Raw genomic sequence first — 16,783 nt, 5'->3', positions numbered from 1 at the left:
AACGGCAAGACGCCCTTCTCATATCGAGAAGGGCGTCTTCTCACTTCAATGAAAGGCTCTTCTCACCATCAAGAAACGCCCTCTTTAAATCGAGAAGAGTAGTCATTCACTCAATCCATACGTATTTCAAGCCTTACTATCTGTACTTTTTTGTAACTTTGCAGGCACAACGCACAAGCGATGAAGATACAAGACATACAAAAGATATATGCTACCTTGCCACAGGCGGGAGCGATAATGAAGGTGCAAGAAGACCAACAAGTGAGAGCCATCTTCTTGCAAGGACTAGTGGCATCAGCCGCTCCAATGCTCTTTGCTGCTATAGCCGAACGATGGCAGAAAACGGTCGTCATCGTGCTTAATGATAGCGAAGAAGCTGGCTATTTCTATAATGATTTGAAGACAATCGTCATGCCTGAAGATAGCAAAGATAGTACGGCTGAAGTGCTCTTCTTCCCCTCGTCCTATCGTCGTGCAGTCAAGTATGGGCAGAGGGATGCTGGGAATGAAATCCTGCGCACGGAGGTGCTCACACGCTTATCGGCATTGGCTACGGAGAAAGGGACGGCTAACAGGCTCCCACTCTACATTGTCACAGATCCTTCAGCACTATCAGAACTGGTTGTATCGAAGCGGCAGTTAGATGAACGACACCTATCGCTCTCTGTCAATCAGCATATTGATATCGTTGAGGTAGAGAAGACCTTGCGCTCATTTGGCTTCACGGAAACCGATTATGTGTATGAGCCCGGACAATTCGCTGTGCGTGGTAGTATCATTGATGTTTATTCCTACTCTGGCGAACTGCCCTATCGTATCGACTTCTTTGGCGATGACATAGAGACGATTCGCACTTTTGAAGTAGAGAGCCAGTTATCAAGTAAGAAGTTAGAACACATAGAGGTTGTACCCGAACTGGCTACTTTATCAGAAGAGAAAGTGCCGTTCCTTCACTTCTTACCAGCTGATAGTTTCCTTGCGTTCAAAGACTTCCTTTATGTGCGTGATGCTATCGAAAACATTTATAAAGAGGGCTTCACTGCACAGGCATTAACGGCACAGAGGGAGGGAAAGACTGAGGTGGAACAGCACGAACTGGAGCAGGCGTTCCGTAAAGAAGGGCAACTCATCACGGCATCGCACTTTATGAATGAGGCTCTAAACTATCGTCGCATAGAGTTCGGTGTGACCCATTCTATCAGTGAGACTGCCAAGAAAGCAGATGGTCAGCATGTAACGATTCAATTCAATACGACCGCTCAACCGCTATTTCATAAGAACTTCGATCTGCTGTCGAAGACGCTCCGTGACTATCTTCTGCAGGGCTACAAGTTATACATCTTTGCGGATAGTGAGAAGCAAACAATACGTCTCAAAGATATATTCGAATCGTTATCTAACTCGGATATGGCACCCGATTCGGAGAATCTGTCAGTCGTTGAAGCTACTACCAATAGCCAAGGTGAAAGCAAAGTTAGGGCTTTACCATTCACTCCCGTTAACCGAACAATACACGAGGGATTCGTTGACAATACCTTAAAAGTATGTTTCTTCACAGATCATCAGATATTCGATAGATTCCATAAGTATAACCTCAAGTCTGATAAAGCACGTCAAGGCAAGATGGCACTGACGATGAAAGAACTGCAAGAGATGGAACCTGGCGACTTTCTTGTGCATGTTGACTTTGGTATCGGTAAGTTTGCTGGACTTGTCCGAGTGCCTACAGGTGATTCATATCAGGAAGTGATCCGACTCGTTTATCAGCATAATGACATCGTGGATGTGTCCATTCATTCCCTTTATAAGATTAGTAAGTATCGCAGAGGCAATTCTGGTGAACCTCCATTGCTATCTGTCTTGGGCTCTGGAGCATGGGACAGACTGAAGGAGAGAGCGAAGAAACGAATCAAAGATCTTGCCCGTGACCTTATCAAACTATATGCTAAACGTCGCAGAGAAAAGGGTTTCGCTTTCTCGCCCGACTCGTTTATGCAACATGAATTGGAGGCTTCGTTCTTATATGAAGATACGCCCGACCAGCTAAAGGCAACGCAGGAACTGAAGCAGGATATGGAGAGTGCACGCCCTATGGATCGACTGGTTTGTGGCGATGTGGGCTTTGGTAAGACCGAAGTAGCTATACGTGCAGCCTTCAAAGCTGCCGTAGATAACAAGCAAGTGGCGGTATTAGTACCTACCACAGTATTGGCATTTCAGCATTATCAAACATTCAAGAAGCGACTGAAGAATATGCCTGTTCGGGTGGATTACCTATCCCGTGCCCGCAGTGCAAAGCAAACGAAGCAGGTGATAGAAGACCTTGCCGAAGGGAAGATAAACATCCTTGTGGGTACGCATAAACTGATTGGTAAGACTGTAAAGTGGCACGACTTAGGATTGCTTATCATTGATGAGGAACAGAAGTTCGGAGTAACTACAAAGGAGAAGTTACGCCAGTTGAAGACGAATGTAGATACGCTCACGATGTCGGCAACACCTATTCCACGAACGTTGCAGTTCTCTTTGATGGGCGCACGTGACATGAGTATCATGCGCACACCACCCCCCAATAGATATCCAATTCAGACCGAGATCGCCTCGTTCTCACATGAGGTAATTGCCGATGCGATTAACTTCGAGATGAGTCGCAATGGTCAGGTCTACTTCGTGAACGACCGCGTTGGTAATCTTCCAGAGATAGCCAATCTTATTAAGAAGTATGTCCCAGACTGTCGTGTGGCAATAGGACATGGGCAGATGAAGCCTGAGGAACTAGAAAAAATCATCATGGGATTCATGAACTACGACTATGATGTGTTGCTCTCGACCACTATTGTGGAGAATGGAATTGATATTTCTAATGCGAACACCATAATCATTAATGAGGCTCATCGGTTCGGATTGTCTGACTTGCATCAGATGCGTGGTCGTGTGGGGCGCTCTAATAAGAAGGCATTCTGCTATCTTCTTGCTCCACCATTGGCTGCGCTTAACTCTGAAGCACGCCGTCGTTTGGAGGCATTGGAGACTTTCTCCGACTTAGGGAGCGGTTTTAATCTGGCTATGCAGGACCTTGATATTCGTGGTGCGGGTAATCTGCTGGGCTCGGAACAGAGTGGATTTATGGAGGATTTGGGCTATGAAACCTATCAAAAGATACTTAGTCAGGCTGTCACCGAACTAAAGAATGATGAGTTCCAAGACCTTTATGCGGAGGAAATGAACGAAGGAAAGCAGATAACGGGAGATGACTTTATAGATGATTGTGCCGTTGAAAGCGACTTAGAGATGTACTTCCCAGACAACTATGTACCTGGTAGTTCAGAGCGAATGTTGCTTTATCGCGAATTAGATAACATTGAGAAAGATGAGGACTTAGAGGCTTATCGCCAACGTCTGATAGACCGTTTCGGTCCTGTTCCACGTCAAGGTGAGGAGTTGATGCAGGTTGTTGCGCTACGACGCATAGGCAAGCGATTGGGGTGCGAGAAGATTATTCTCAAGCAAGAACGTATGCAGATGCAGTTTGTCTCCAATACCAACAGCATGTACTATCAAAGTGCTGCCTTTGGTAAGGTACTTAACTACATCGGTTATCACGCCCGCCAGTGTAACTTGAAAGAGAAGAATGGCAAGCGATCTATGGTAGTTAGCGATGTGAAGAGTGTTGAGCAGGCAGTGAAAGTATTGAGAGAGATTGACAAAGAGCAATAGATTCATTCAAAAATAAAGCCGCATACCATCTAATTAGTACACTTATTTCATGACAAACCAATATATTATGGAAATAAAAAAAGCAGATGTACCATACAATTACACATATTGTATAGCCACAAACGAGCAGTGTAAACTGGCAAAACAATGTCTACGGGCGTTGGCAATGAAGATAGAACATAGAGAAAACGATCGTGATTTTATAGAAATAGTAGCCCCGTACTATATAGAAACTCGTACAGAAACGAAGCCTTGTCGGTGGTTTGCAGAAGCAAAGCTGAAACATTTTGCTAAAGGAATGCGCCATTTTTACGATGAAGTCCCTGCTGGCAAGCTGAAACTAATGCGACAGGAGGTACAATATTGCTTTACAACAAGGTATCACTATTACAAAGTTAGGAAAGGAGATGAATTGATTTCAGAAAGTTTACAAGCTGAAATTGCAGAAGTTTTCAAAGCTATTTGTCCGAATTTAGAGCCGAAATTCGATGAATTTGTTGATGCTTACGAGTGGAATCCATAAGGATTTCACTTTTTTTATGCCCTCGTTATATCCTAAACGTATTGTGTTTTTATCCCAAAAGTATATGCTTTATAGGTAAGAATTACTAATAAATTCAACGTATGAATAGTATCAAACTAATTATTTGGCTATACGAACTAACAGTTTGAATGGTATCAAACTGATTATTCGATTATACAAAATAGTAATTCGATAGGTATCAAACTGATTATTCGTAATATCCAATTTATAAAAAACACACTACTTACACCTTATATTATATATGGTAAAAAAGAAAATTGTTCATAACAGATAGTTATCCTTGATAGACATTTGCTCCTGCACTAACCATCTTTCCCCACTGACTTAACCCCCAATATCCATAGAATATTTGAGATAAAACATCTTTTCTACTTGCATTCTGAAAAAAAGTTGTATATTTGCGATACTTTCGCTTTTGTGGCGTTACAACTATGGAAAAATAAATCTCTAAATATCAATGACTATGATTAAGAAATATGTAGAAGAGAATAAAGACAGAATGCTCGAGGAGTTATTCAGTCTGATACGCATACCGAGCGTGAGTGCACAAACAGCTCATAAGGAAGACATGGTGCGCTGTGCAGAACGTTGGAAGGAACTTTTGTTACAAGCAGGAGTTGACAAGGCAGAGGTGATGCCATCGAAGGGCAATCCTATGGTATATGCAGAGAGAATGATTGATCCAAAGGCTAAAACCGTATTAGTTTATGGACATTATGATGTAATGCCTGCCGAACCTTTCGAGCTTTGGAAGACGGAGCCTTTCGAGCCAGTAATCAAAGATGGACACATTTGGGCACGTGGTGCTGATGATGATAAAGGGCAATCGTTCATGCAAGCAAAGGCTTTTGAGTATCTGAACAAGCACGATTTACTGAAGCATAATATGAAGTTTATCTTCGAAGGTGAGGAGGAAATCGGCTCAGGAAGTCTTACTCCTTTCATCGAAGAGCATAAGGATTTGCTAGCTTGTGACGTGATTCTTGTTTCTGATACAGGTATTATCAGTCCTGATGTACCATCTATCACAACTGGTTTGCGTGGCTTGTCTTATTGGCAGATAGAGGTTACTGGTCCTGATCACGATTTACATTCTGGTACGTTCGGAGGTGCTGTGGCTAATCCAATCAATGTATTATGTAAGTTAATAGCTGACGTTACCGGTCCTGATGGTAAGATACGTATTCCAGGCTTCTATGATGACGTTGAGGAGGCTTCGGATGAGGAGCGTAAACTCGTTGCATCTATTCCTTTCAACGAAGAAGAATATAAGAAATCTATCGGAGTAAAGGCTCTATTCGGTGAAAAAGGCTATAGTACGATTGAGCGCACAGGCTATCGTCCATCGTTCGATGTATGTGGAATTTGGGGTGGATATACTGGCGATGGTGCCAAGACGGTTATTCCTTCAAAGGCATACGCAAAGATTTCTTCTCGTTTAGTACCTCATCAAGACCATAATAAGATTAGCCAATTAGTGGTAGATTACTTCAATCGCGTTGCTCCAGATACCGTTACGGTGAAGGTTGAGAAGCATCATGGTGGCTATGGGTACGTTTGTCCTATTGATTTCCCAGCTTATAAGGCAGCAGAACGTGGCTTTGAGGCGGTATTCGGAAAGCGTCCATTGCCTGTTCGCATTGGTGGTTCTATTCCTATTATCTCAACATTCGAGAAGTTACTCGGTGCTAAGAGCGTCCTGATGGGCTTCGGTTTGGAGTCAAATGCTATTCACTCTCCAAACGAGAATATGCCTGTCGACCTCTGGTTGAAGGGTATTGAGACCATTATCAACTTCCATCTCGAATACGATAAGGAAGCATAAGTAAGAAACATACAGAATACATCCAAAGAAGGGATATATGGTTCGTACCATTAAAGCGACAGCTATTGCCGACTAACAAATCATATATCCCTACTTGTTAAGCAGTAATGATAAAAGGATAACAAAAAGTTTGGTACTATCATAAACTATCATTACCTTTGCACGACTATCATATGGGCTTGTTTGGATTTGACGGCAAGACGGAATGGTACGTAAGCACGCGGAGCGTCGTTAGTTTGCTCCTTAATATCAGCTATCAAACAATTAATTGGCGAAAACAATTACGCTCTCGCTGCCTAACCGAAGTACAGTAGGTTACTGGCTTTATCCGACTATTAGATAGTTGGACGAGACATCGCTCCGAGGATGTTGTTCCGAATCTAGAGAGTAAGCGATGCAGGTTCAATCGGAAATAGTCAGTGTATGCCTCGATGCACTGATGAAGATTTAGAGGATAAGATGTTGGTTGGTGGTTCAGGTCTTGCCAACATACGAAAACCGAAGGCTGGAATAAACGTGTAGAAAGCGTATGGTTTCCTTGTGCGGACGTGGGTTCGACTCCCACCAGGTCCACATTTTCTTCTCAGAAGAGAAGTTTCTTATAGGAAAGTAATACAGAGTAGGGGATTCATATACAATGAATCCCCTACTTTTTTATTATCCCTTGATAGGTATTCTAAAAATATCGTCAATTAGGAGTGTCCTACCTTCTACGTGTATAGGTTCTCAGAACAAGCCTAAACATATTATTTTGAAGCTTTGGAGAGTCTCATTGAAATAAATATACCTACTTATTTCTTAATCGTATCTTGCTTTGCCACCTTCGCTTCAGCCTCTTGTGCCTCTTTGTTAGCCTCTAAAGCACTCTTCTTTCGGTGATATTGCATGACTTTCTTACCAAAGAGAGCAGCCATAGAATCAGCTGATAAATAACGCATAGAGCCAGAATCAAAGCCAACAGAGTCTTGTGGGATTCGATGTCCTTGCTCATCCAATGTATCTTTATAGATATACAGTTTACCATTAAAAATATGCCAACTTGTATAAACCGTTACTTTTGGGTATTCTACAGGACTCTCATCTTCCAAAGAGTTGGACTTCATGATATATCCCACGGGGGAGGCTTGATTATAACTCTTGAGTGTGAATCCATATTCTCGAGGAATGAAGAGTGCTTTCTTCAAAGAATCGCTCATCCCTGCAAGAATTTCGTCTTCTGTCTTTGTCGGATTTGGTTTCAACTTAGGAAGAACCTGAAAAGTCCAAGTTCCCTTCATCTGTTCTAGATCGATAACCATTGCAGCCTCGTATGGATCAATCGGATTAGGGAGAATCGCCAGTTTGTCTCCTATCTGGATATCCCCATATACCATATTATTTCGCTTAGCCGTGACAATATCAAACTTTATAGGGTCTCCACCCTCATCAGGTAGGAATACGATAACCGAATCAGAGCATCCATCACATGCCAATCCATACCGAGTACTATCACCTTTCAGGCTAGTTTCAATGTCTATAGCCCCATGATCACCTGTTGAAGCTTGGTTATAACATGCCGTAAGCAACAGTAGAGAGAGGCTTAAAAGAGGGAAAAAGAAATTCTTCATGTACGTTGTTTTTATGCTGCAAAGATAGTCAATTATTGCAAAAAATATTGTCTGTCAGTTGATTTTTGGAATTTTTTATCTAATTTTGCAAGTCGAGATTGCAGTTTGCAATCACCTTCATTTAGATAGCAATAAAATAAGATATGGGAAAGAAAATACAGTTCAGTCTCATTTATCGAGACATGTGGCAGAGTTCTGGTAAGTTCCAGCCACGTAAAGATCAGTTAGTGCGCATTGCACCTGTCTTCATTGAGATGGGTTGTTTCGCACGTGTAGAAACCAACGGTGGTGCTTTTGAACAAGTAAATTTACTGGCTGGTGAGAATCCAAACGAGTCGGTACGTGCCTATACGAAGATTCTGCATGAAGCTGGTATCAAGACACACATGCTTGATCGTGGCTTGAATGCTTTACGTATGTATCCTGTTCCTGATGATGTTCGTGCGATGATGTATCGTGTAAAGCATGCTCAGGGTGTAGATATTACTCGTCTTTTCGATGGTTTAAATGATATTCGTAACATTGCTCCAGCATTGAAATGGGCAAAGGAAGCTGGTATGACTCCACAGGGAACACTCTGTATCACCACCTCTCCTGTTCATACTATTGAGTACTACAGCAAATTAGCTGATGAAGAAATTGCAGCTGGTGCTGAGGAACTATGCTTGAAGGATATGGCTGGTATTGGTCAGCCTGCTTTCTTAGGAGAACTTACTCGCCGTATTAAGGAGAAACATCCAGATGTATTACTAGAGTATCATGGTCACTCAGGTCCTGGTCTCTCAATGGCATCTATGTTGGAGGTTGCAAAGAATGGTATTGACATCCTCGATGTTGCTATAGAGCCATTGTCATGGGGTAAAGTTCACCCAGATGTTATCTCTGTACAAAGTATGTTGAAGAATGCAGGCTTTGATGTTCCAGAGATTAATATGGATGCTTATATGAAGGCGCGTGCCATGACTCAAGAGTTTATTGATGAGTGGTTAGGTTACTTCATTAATCCACAGAATAAGATTATGAGCTCTTTACTCCTCAGCTGTGGTTTACCTGGTGGTATGATGGGTTCAATGATGGCAGATCTCGGTGGTATTCGCTCTACTATTAATAACCTTCGTAAGAAGAAGGGCGAGGAAGAACTCTCTGTTGACGACATGCTTATCAAGTTGTTCGATGAGGTTGCTTATGTTTGGCCTCGTGTAGGATATCCTCCATTGGTAACTCCATTCTCACAATATACTAAGAACATCGCATTGATGAACCTCCTCACTCTTGAGCAGGGTAAGGGACGCTTCGTTATGATGGATGATTCTATGTGGGGTATGATCCTCGGAAAGAGCGGTCGTGTACCAGGTGAGATTTGTCAAGAGTTGAAAGACCTAGCTAAGCAGAAGGGACTTGAGTTCACAGATGCAGACCCACATACATTGTTGAAGAACAATCTAGAGGATTTCCGCAAGGAAATGGACGAGAATGGTTGGGATTATGGTCAGGATGAAGAGGAACTCTTCGAATTGGCTATGCACCCAGAGCAGTATCGCAACTACAAGAGCGGACAGGCTAAGAAGAACTTCTTGGCTGATCTTCAAGCTGCTAAGGATGCTAAGCTCGGCGCAAAGGTTAGCCCAGAAGAGGCTGCAGCCTTTAAGCATGCAAAGGCAGATGCACTTGTTGCTCCTGTCAAAGGTCAGTTGTTCTGGGAGTTCCAGGGCGATGGTGAGGCTGCTCCAGCTGTAGAGCCATTCATTGGCAAGGAGTATAAAGAGGGCGATGCTTTCTGCTATATCCAAGCACCTTGGGGCGAATTCGTCACTGTTCCAGCTGCACTCGGTGGTAAGTTGGTAGAGATCAACGCTAAGCAAGGTGCTAAGGTGAACAAGGGCGATGTTATTGCTTACATTGAGCGTGAGCATGCTGAATAAGTAAAACGCATTAAAAAAATATTAAGTCACGGTCTATTGCTATTGAGTAAGACCGTGACTTTTTCGTTTATGACTATGGATTATCTTTCAATCATCAATAAGTATTACCCAACCGACAATGAGCTTCGTCACATCCTCCTAGTTCATAGTCGCAGTGTGGCTGATAAGTCATTAGCAATAGCGGCTCACCATCCAGAATTAAAGCTTGATTGTGCGTTCTTGGAGGAGGCTGCTATGCTGCATGATATCGGTATTTTCAAGTGCGATGCGGCTGGCATTCAGTGTTTCGGGACCGAACCTTACATCTGTCACGGGCGTATCGGAGCAGAGTTATTAAGGTCAGAAGGCTTCCCACGTCATGCTCGTGTTTGCGAACGACATACGGGTGCTGGGATTACAAAAGCGCAGATTATAGCGCAAAACCTCCCTCTTCCGCAGCAAGATTTCCTACCCGAAACGATGGAAGAAAAGGTGATTTGTTATGCCGATAAGTTCTTTTCTAAGACGCACCTTGATCGAGAGAAGACGATTGAACAGGCGGAAAAGAGCCTATCGAAGTTCGGTGATGAGGGTGTTCTCCGCTTCCGTGAGTGGGAAAAATGCTTCGATTAGATAGTTTTTTCGGCTGTTTCCTAATATTTCCTAATATCTTTTTAGATGATTCTCATAGACGAATCAACTAGAAAGATATTTTACATTCTAAATTTCCTAATTAGCTCTTTCTAGAAACGAATATTGGTTTTTGTAGTCACTAAATACCAATAAACTCAAAACGATAGTACCTTTTCATGAAAAAGTACTATCGTTTTGAGTGAAAAGTAGTATCGTTTTTGCTAAAAAGTAGTATCGTTTTTGCTAAAAAGTAGTATCGTTTTTGCTAAAAAGTACTATCGTTTTTGCTAAAAAGTACTATCGTTTTTTACGGAAATAACCATCATTTTGGGCTAAAATATGCTCCAATTTCATTAAAATCTATCTGTTTTCTTCTAATAATATGATAGCGTTATTTGTAATAGGTTGGTTATTAGTCTGTTAGAACAACAAGACTTATTGCTCTCAAAAATCGAATATTTCGAGCAAAGTAAGTAGGCTTTCCAGAATATTGCAATAATAACCTATCAAATTGGCAATATTCTTTTACAAAACAAGTGGGCGTCTTTTGCTTCTATTCGTTGTATATTCTATAGAAAAACAACTATCGTATTTCAGTGAAATAAGCTATTATTTAGTTTATTCTTATGTGCCTTTATGGAAAATGCTTACCTTTGTATTGCTATTAGAACAAATCAAAACGATATGAAAAAACATCTTTTTTGGCTTTGCGTGCTGGCATTTTCGGCATCTCTACACGTCACAGCACAATCGTTCAAACAGCAGATTAGTGTTCATCCAGAACTTTCTGCCAACAATTACCTAGCTTATCCGACTCCTTCTGGTAAGCTGACACCTGCTCCGTCAGGCTATTTCCCTGTGTATCTCTCGCATTACGGGCGACATGGTTCGCGCTATCTCATTCATGCGCAGCAATATCTTCGACCGATTGAAGTGCTTGAGCGGGCTGATTCTGCTGGGGTTTTGACGAATGAGGGGGAAGATGTCTTGAAGAAACTACGCCTCATGTATGCAGAATCTTATAAGCGATGGGGCGAATTGACCCCTCTGGGAGCACAGCAACATCAGCAGATTGCGAGAAGAATGTACGAACGTTTCCCATCTGTTTTCCGTGATTCTGTGTGGATAGATGCTAAGTCTACGGATGTTATCCGCTGTATTCTGTCCATGGAAAACGAATTGCAAGAGCTAATCCGACATAATCCTCGCTTGCGTATTAGGCATGATGCGAGTGCACATGATATGTATTTTATGAATCAATCAGACAAAACACTATCTCACCAAAGGGATAGTAGTGCTGTAAAGAATACGATTGACGAGTGGGGCAAACGCAATATTGACACAAAACCTTTGATGGCTCGCCTCTTTAAGGATAAGGAATACGTGGCAAAGAAGGTGGATGCAGGGCAACTCTCATTCGATCTTTTCAGTCTGGCTAGTATTGTTCAGAACTCGGAAATACGCCATTCGCTTTCATTGTACAATCTCTTTACCCCAGAAGAATTATATCGTCTTTGGGAACGTAGTAATGCTTGGTGGTATTTGCGATATGCTAGTGCACCACAGAGCGGAGGTAATCAACCTTTTTCACAGCGCAATCTCTTGCGTAAGATTATCACTGATGCCGATTCTTGTTTGGCACTTCCTCATCCCGGTGCGACACTTCGTTTCGGACATGATACGATGGTGATGCCGTTGACCTGTCTGCTTAATCTGAATAATAGTGACATCAGAGTATCGGATATAGATAGTCTTGACCTGAAAGGTTGGAGTTCTACACGCATTGTACCTATGGCTGCTAACATTCAATTCGTGTTCTATAAGAATCCGAGGAAGCCTAAGGCTGAAACGCTTGTGAAAGTTTTATTGAATGAAGAGGAAGCTACACTACCATTGCCGAAGACTTCTGCACCTTATTACTATAAATGGAGCGACTTTAAGAAGTTTTATCTTTCAAAACTAAGTAGCTATCATGAATAAGCGACTATGCCCCTGGTTGTTATCATAGCAATGCTCTCTTCCTTTTAGCAAGACGCCCTTCTCAAATGGAGAAAGGCGTCTTGTTGTTTGTATGCTTTGCTGTCGTTTCTGTACCAATCAAATGACAATAAAATTAGCACGTATGGAGCATAAGACTTGGAGAGGTTCTCAATTCAGCGTGAGAATCTTCGCCAAATTGCTCTCTTCGCCAACAATCCATAGTACATCGTCAGCCTGTAAACAGCGGGAAGGAGTGATGAGCGTTAGGTTATCTTGCCCTTCATCGACGCCTACTACCATGCAGTTATACTTGTCTCTAATACCACTCTCTTTGAGGGTTTTGCCAATGAAAGGGCTAGATTCGGATAAGGTGACACGGCGAAGCTTCATTTCTCGCTTCTCTATCTCGGTGTCTTCGGGCTGCTGTTCAGACTTGATGGCTCTTGATAGTGCCGTTAACTGTTCATCATTTCCAATGGCTTGAAGCGTGTCGCCAGGGAAGAGGATCGTTTCTCCATTAGGGATGTTGAGGCGTAGCGAGCCACGAAGGATACTACTGATATGCACGCCAAAGCGATTGCGGAGGCGCAAACTTCGTAATGTCTTACCAGCCCATAGCGAGTCTTCTGGTAGGTTGAAGTTACTGATATGAATATCACGATCAATGAGATGGTCGGCAAAGAGCGGTTTTTTCTTACCCTTCACCTGTGCTTCTATGTCCCTACTTCGTAGGTTCTGTATGAAGAGTCGCTCTAATTTGATACTCCTTTCCTTCAGTCGCCTTGATAGCAACATGAGGATGAGCGCACCGATAGCGATGGCAATAATGAACGCATGCTGGAATCGTGTGAGATAGTTGCAGACGTAGAAGATGAAACTGATTGCGATTACGACACGTGCAAGGATGGTTGCTATGAGTGGCAATCGGTTGATTCGCCTATCCATCCATAGTGTCTTGAAAGCTTCAGAATGGTTTTGCTTCATCACGATGGAACGCAAGAAAGGAGAGATGAAAGCAATGGTTAATAGTCCGCAAACAGCATTACCAGCCCAATGCGTGCCTGTCCATTCAACAGAGAACTTCCTACAGATTGGTAGTACAAGAGAGAACATAATAGCTATAACGGCGGCCGAGAGAATACCATAGATAACCGTGTTCGTCAGCATCTTCTTAATGAGTTCATGCCATTGATTATGCCCAGTTGTATTCTCATCAGGAGTTTCTGTTTGGATGTGATTGATACGACGCACCCACTTCTTCGGCAGGTGTTTTATGATGAAGTTGTAGCTTGGCTCGGCTGCACGTATCATATAAGGTGTGAGGAAGGTGGTAATAACCGATACAGCAACAACTACTGGGTAGAGGTGGTCACTGATAACACGCAGGGAGAGTCCTAAGGAAGCAATGATAAAGGCAAACTCGCCAATTTGTGCCATGGAGAAACCGCAACGCATTGCATTCTTCAGCGATTGACCACCGAGCAGGAAGCCTATTGTGCCGAAGATTGCTTGCCCCAAGAGGATTGTCAGAACGAGTAAGAGGATGGGGACGGCATAGCTGATGAGGATATGTGGGTCGACCAACATTCCAACCGATACGAAGAAGATAGCACCAAAGAGGTTCTTGACAGGGTCGACGAGTCGAATGATTTTATCTGCTTCGATAGTCTCTGCCAAGATACTTCCCATAACGAATGCACCAAAAGCGGCACTGAATCCAACCTGTGTGGATATAACAGCCATGAGGCAACATAAGCCCAATGATACAACAAGGAGGGTCTCGCTATTAAGGAGTTTGCGTGTGGAACGAAGGAAGAGAGGTATTGCGAAGAGTCCGATAACGAACCATAATACAAGGAAGAACCCTATCTTGGCTATGCTACCGAAGAGTTGTGCACCATTAAGGTTGGTACCACTGGCTATCGTACTAAGCATTACCATCATCACAATAGCAAGGATGTCTTCAAGGATGAGAACACTCATCACTGTGGGTACGAAACCTTGTTGTGTGAGTCCCATATCGTTGAGTGCTTTATAGATAATGGTGGTTGAGCTGATAGCAAGCATTCCGCCAAGGAAGATGCAGTCCATCTCTTTCCATCCAAAACTATATCCCACAACGATACCTAAGGTTGTCATACAAAGGATAATGGTACTGGCTGCTATGATGGGGGATGCTCCCATCTTGAGTATCTTCTTTATGGAGAAGTCTAAACCCAATGCAAATAATAGGAAGATAACACCTATGTCTGCCCATGTGTGTATGTTTGCCTTATCGACAACGCTCATCAGGTAAGGCATGTGAGGTGATACCAAGAATCCAGCAACAATGTATCCCAATACTAAGGGTTGCTTTAGTTTCTTGAATAATAGTGTTACAAACCCTGCTACAACAAGTATCAGCGCAAGGTCTTTGACGAGTGATGGTAGTTCTGCCATATATGTTTTACCCACCTCCAGCTCCTCCCCAAGGGAGGAGGGCTTGATATGTGGTGTTGATAGTTGTTAATACTTTTACCCACCTCCAGCTCCTCCCTAAGGGAGGAGAGCTTGATATGTGAGGTTGGTTGGCGTTAATATTTATATTACGATGGTATAGGCGGTTGCTTATCTGTTGCTATCCTTCAATCTCCTATTAGTGGAGGGAATGTGAGAAACGGGAGTGTATTTGCTCTCGTTATTGAGTATATTTACTTTTAACGTTGAGCATATTTGCTCACATCATAGGGTATATTTGCAGAGTTCCTTTATGCTTTTTTGTTCTCTTCTTTAAGCTTATTTACTATCTCCTTTAAACTCATTTGCTAGCATTTTCTAGCTCTTCTGCAATTTTATCCAGCACCTCATCCAGTCGATTGAATACATCTTCATTAGTGAAGCGGATAACCCGATAACCTTCTTTACTTAGCCATTCAGTGCGTTCCTTATCCATTTGTGGTTGCTCCCCAACCAAGTGGTATCCTCCATCTAACTCTATAATGAGTTTCTGCTTGAGGCATACAAAGTCGGGAATGTAGCCATATATTGGATGTTGTTGTCAGAAGTGAACTCCCATCCTATTACTTGCAAGATACTTCCAAAGAATCTTCTCTGCTTCAGTGGGGTTATTCCTCATCCTCCTTGCATGCTCAAGTAAAAGATAGTAAGTCGACGCATCCGTTGTTTCGTAGCGATTCATAGAATTTAGAAAGGTCTTTGTTCTAACCTTATCATCATAAGCAAGCTGATGATAGTGGTTTTATCTATTGTAGAAATACGTTCTTATTCTAATTGATATCTTACTCATGTCCCTTAGAACATCTCAATCCCCCCCTCCCTTGGGGAGGGGAAGGGGGTGGGTATCTCAATCATTAAACTCCGCAGTTAACCTACAGATATTAATGATAACCTGCATGGCTTTCTCCATAACCTGTACCGATACAAACTCGTAAGGACCATGGAAGTTAACGCCACCTGCGAAGATATTAGGGCAAGGTAAGCCTTTGAAAGAAAGCTGTGCACCATCCGTACCGCCACGAATAGGTTGTACCTTTGGAGCAATGTTAGCCTGTTGCATGGCACGAAGAACTAGCTCTATGACGTGCATATTAGGGTCAATCTTCTCCTTCATGTTGTAGTATTGGTCGTTCATCTTTAGTTCGATAGTACCAGCACCATACTTCTCATTCATCTTCTTAACGCAGTTCTCTATGAAACGCTTGCGGTCTTCGAAGTGCTCGCGGTCATGGTCACGGATGATATAGCTTAGCTTTGCCTCTTCACAACGGCTCTCTATGCCAATAAGGTGATAGAAGCCTTGATAACCTTCAGTAGTCTCTGGGATTTCATCTGATGGGATCATCGCATTAAACTCACATGCTAGGCGACTCGCATTGACCATCTTTCCCTTGGCATAACCAGTGTGAACACTAACGCCATGAATCAATATCTTCACGCCTGCAGCATTGAAGTTCTCATATTCGAGTTCGCCTAGGTCACCACCATCAATCGTGTATCCCCATTCACACCCGAACTTCTCTACATCAAAGTGATGGGCACCCTTGCCAATTTCCTCATCTGGATTGAAGCCTATGCGGATGTCTCCATGCTCAATCTCATTGTGATCTCGCAGGAAACACATAGCCTGTACGATTTCTGCGATACCAGCCTTGTCGTCTGCACCCAGCAGTGTTGTACCATCAGTAATAATAAGATCTTCGCCCTTATGTTCCAATAGCTCTGGGAATTGACGTGGCGAACTAACCATGTTGGGGTTGAGTTGTATATCGCCACCATCGTAGTTCTTGATGACACGAGCCTTGATGTTTGCACCGCTAGCATCGAGTGCTGTATCGTAATGAGAAATGAATCCAATTGTTGGAACTTTCTTCTTCGTGTTGGAAGGGAGCGTTGCATAGATATACCCCATATCATCTATTTCAACATCCTTTAGTCCTTCACGCTCAAGCTCATCCTTGAGGTAGTTCGCAAAAATCAGTTGTTTGGGAGTACTTGGCACGGTCTCGGAGTCTTCTGCCGATTGTGTGTCAAACTTCGTGTAGTTGATAAATCGTTCTACTATTTCCATGTTCTTACA

General features: G+C 42.8%; 10 protein-coding genes and 1 other RNA gene. 7 read left to right on the top strand and 4 right to left on the bottom strand.

Annotated features, from left to right (window positions below; genetic code table 11):
* Positions 1–180 precede the first annotated feature (180 nt).
* The 4 genes from mfd (at position 181) to ssrA (ending at position 6,662) form a co-directional block, all read left to right on the top strand.
* Positions 181–3,717 carry a transcription-repair coupling factor gene (mfd, locus tag HMPREF9969_RS05570; RefSeq protein ID WP_009434847.1) on the top strand — a complete coding sequence of 1,179 codons (3,537 nt, stop codon included), beginning with the start codon at positions 181–183 and terminating at the stop codon, positions 3,715–3,717.
* A 67-nt stretch (positions 3,718–3,784) separates the two neighbouring features.
* A complete protein-coding gene (locus HMPREF9969_RS05565) occupies positions 3,785–4,240 on the top strand; it encodes a DUF6078 family protein (RefSeq protein WP_009434918.1) in 456 nt (151 codons plus the stop codon).
* Positions 4,241–4,724: 484 nt separating this feature from the next.
* On the top strand, positions 4,725–6,086 hold the full coding sequence (locus HMPREF9969_RS05560) for a dipeptidase (RefSeq protein WP_009434790.1): 1,362 nt from the start codon (positions 4,725–4,727) through the stop codon (positions 6,084–6,086).
* Positions 6,087–6,261: 175 nt separating this feature from the next.
* Positions 6,262–6,662: a transfer-messenger RNA gene (ssrA, locus tag HMPREF9969_RS12535) on the top strand.
* Positions 6,663–6,877: 215 nt separating this feature from the next.
* Here the strand turns inward: ssrA and HMPREF9969_RS05555 are convergent.
* Positions 6,878–7,693, bottom strand: coding sequence for a hypothetical protein (locus tag HMPREF9969_RS05555; RefSeq protein ID WP_009434878.1), 816 nt, complete (start codon positions 7,691–7,693; stop codon positions 6,878–6,880).
* A gap of 143 nt (positions 7,694–7,836) precedes the next feature.
* Between HMPREF9969_RS05555 and HMPREF9969_RS05550 the strand changes: the two genes are divergently transcribed.
* The 3 genes from HMPREF9969_RS05550 (at position 7,837) to HMPREF9969_RS05540 (ending at position 12,207) form a co-directional block, all read left to right on the top strand.
* On the top strand, positions 7,837–9,615 hold the full coding sequence (locus HMPREF9969_RS05550; protein WP_009434858.1) for a biotin/lipoyl-binding protein: 1,779 nt from the start codon (positions 7,837–7,839) through the stop codon (positions 9,613–9,615).
* Between the two features lie 75 nt (positions 9,616–9,690).
* Entirely contained in the window at positions 9,691–10,227 is a 537-nt protein-coding gene (locus HMPREF9969_RS05545; protein ID WP_036895218.1) for an HDIG domain-containing metalloprotein, read from the top strand.
* Between the two features lie 684 nt (positions 10,228–10,911).
* Positions 10,912–12,207, top strand: a complete 1,296-nt coding sequence (locus HMPREF9969_RS05540; protein ID WP_036895216.1) for a histidine-type phosphatase — start codon at positions 10,912–10,914, stop codon at positions 12,205–12,207.
* Positions 12,208–12,375: 168 nt separating this feature from the next.
* Here the strand turns inward: HMPREF9969_RS05540 and HMPREF9969_RS05535 are convergent, their stop codons facing one another.
* From HMPREF9969_RS05535 to pepT, 3 genes are all read right to left on the bottom strand, one after another.
* Entirely contained in the window at positions 12,376–14,646 is a 2,271-nt protein-coding gene (locus HMPREF9969_RS05535) for a cation:proton antiporter (RefSeq protein ID WP_009434849.1), read from the bottom strand.
* 358 nt (positions 14,647–15,004) lie between these two features.
* Positions 15,005–15,232: an endonuclease domain-containing protein gene (locus tag HMPREF9969_RS13185; RefSeq protein WP_255346218.1), complete on the bottom strand. Its 228-nt coding sequence runs from the start codon at positions 15,230–15,232 to the stop codon at positions 15,005–15,007.
* Positions 15,233–15,550: 318 nt separating this feature from the next.
* On the bottom strand, positions 15,551–16,774 hold the full coding sequence (pepT, locus tag HMPREF9969_RS05525; RefSeq protein WP_036895158.1) for a peptidase T: 1,224 nt from the start codon (positions 16,772–16,774) through the stop codon (positions 15,551–15,553).
* Positions 16,775–16,783: the final 9 nt, after the last annotated feature.

It is taken from the genome of Prevotella sp. oral taxon 306 str. F0472 (assembly GCF_000257925.1).
Taxonomy (GTDB): domain Bacteria; phylum Bacteroidota; class Bacteroidia; order Bacteroidales; family Bacteroidaceae; genus Prevotella; species Prevotella vespertina.
This window is presented reverse-complemented; position numbering and strand designations above follow the sequence as displayed.

Bases quoted from the DNA above. Each gene is read 5' to 3' on its own strand.
- HMPREF9969_RS05535 (WP_009434849.1), bottom strand. From the start codon at position 14,646: ATGGCAGAACTACCATCACTCGTCAAAGACCTTGCGCTGATACTTGTT.
- pepT (WP_036895158.1), bottom strand. From the start codon at position 16,774: ATGGAAATAGTAGAACGATTTATCAACTACACGAAGTTTGACACACAA.
- HMPREF9969_RS05565 (WP_009434918.1), top strand. From the start codon at position 3,785: ATGGAAATAAAAAAAGCAGATGTACCATACAATTACACATATTGTATA.
- mfd (WP_009434847.1), top strand. From the start codon at position 181: ATGAAGATACAAGACATACAAAAGATATATGCTACCTTGCCACAGGCG.
- HMPREF9969_RS05540 (WP_036895216.1), top strand. From the start codon at position 10,912: ATGAAAAAACATCTTTTTTGGCTTTGCGTGCTGGCATTTTCGGCATCT.
- HMPREF9969_RS05550 (WP_009434858.1), top strand. From the start codon at position 7,837: ATGGGAAAGAAAATACAGTTCAGTCTCATTTATCGAGACATGTGGCAG.
- HMPREF9969_RS05555 (WP_009434878.1), bottom strand. From the start codon at position 7,693: ATGAAGAATTTCTTTTTCCCTCTTTTAAGCCTCTCTCTACTGTTGCTT.
- HMPREF9969_RS05545 (WP_036895218.1), top strand. From the start codon at position 9,691: ATGGATTATCTTTCAATCATCAATAAGTATTACCCAACCGACAATGAG.
- HMPREF9969_RS05560 (WP_009434790.1), top strand. From the start codon at position 4,725: ATGATTAAGAAATATGTAGAAGAGAATAAAGACAGAATGCTCGAGGAG.